The organism is Roseovarius mucosus DSM 17069 (assembly GCF_000768555.3).
GTDB classification, from domain to species: Bacteria; Pseudomonadota; Alphaproteobacteria; order Rhodobacterales; family Rhodobacteraceae; genus Roseovarius; species Roseovarius mucosus.
In genome coordinates, this window is sequence record NZ_KN293985.1 from 1 (window position 1) to 1012 (window position 1012).

At 65.6% G+C, this 1012-nt stretch carries 2 protein-coding genes; both read left to right on the forward strand.

Annotated elements, in window-relative coordinates; all coding sequences use genetic code 11:
• Positions 1-118: putative entry exclusion protein TrbK-alt (trbK-alt, locus tag ROSMUC_RS15870; protein WP_037275330.1), on the forward strand; the 118-nt coding region annotated here is incomplete at its 5' end.
• A 2-nt stretch (positions 119-120) separates the two neighbouring features.
• A partial coding sequence (gene trbL / locus ROSMUC_RS15875) for a P-type conjugative transfer protein TrbL (RefSeq protein ID WP_037275331.1) occupies positions 121-1012 on the forward strand: 892 nt, incomplete at its 3' end.

The window sequence follows — 1012 nt, forward strand, 5'->3', positions numbered from 1 at the left end:
GCTCGGCGAGGCGGCGGCAAGCGACGCCGACTGCCTCGCCGCTTGGGCTGAATCCCGCGACCGCTTCCTCGGCCGCACGCCAGCGCCCGCCGCGCCGCAATCCAGCGAAGGGCGCTGACCATGGGCAACACAGGCGTCATCGACAATTTCCTCGGAGTCTTCACGTCCTACATCGATAGCGGGTTCGGCCTGCTCGGCGGCGAGGTCGTCTTCATCGCCACTACGCTGATCGTCATCGACGTGACGCTCGCCGCGCTGTTTTGGGCATGGGGCGCGGATGACGACATTATCGCCCGGCTGGTCAAGAAGACCCTGTTCGTCGGCGTCTTCGCCTACATCATTTCCAACTGGAACAACCTCGCCCGGATCGTCTTCGAGAGCTTCGCCGGCCTCGGTCTCATGGCGTCGGGCACCGGCTTTTCCGTCACCGACCTGATGCGGCCGGGCCGCGTGGCGCAGACCGGCCTCGATGCCGGCCGCCCTCTGCTCGAATCCATTTCCGACCTGATGGGCTGGATCAGCTTTTTCGAGAACTTCATCCAGATCGCGTGCCTGCTGTTCGCATGGGCGCTGGTGGTGCTCGCGTTCTTCATCCTCGCCGTCCAATTGTTTGTCACGTTGCTGGAATTCAAGCTGACCACGCTCGCGGGCTTTGTGCTGATCCCGTTCGGCCTGTTCGGCAAGACCGCCTTCATGGCTGAAAAGGTGCTCGGCAACGTAGTATCGTCGGGCATCAAGGTCTTGGTTCTGGCCGTCATCATCGGCATCGGCTCGACGCTGTTCTCGCAATTCACGGCCGGTTTCGGCGGGGCGACCCCGACCATCGACGACGCAATGGCGATTGTGCTCGCCGCGCTATCGCTGCTCGGCCTGGGCATCTTCGGCCCCGGTATCGCCACCGGCCTCGTCTCGGGCGGCCCGCAGCTCGGCGCGGGTGCGGCCGTCGGCACCGGCCTTGCCGCAGGCGGCATGGTGCTTGCGGGCGGTGCGGCGACAGGTGGCGCGGCCATGC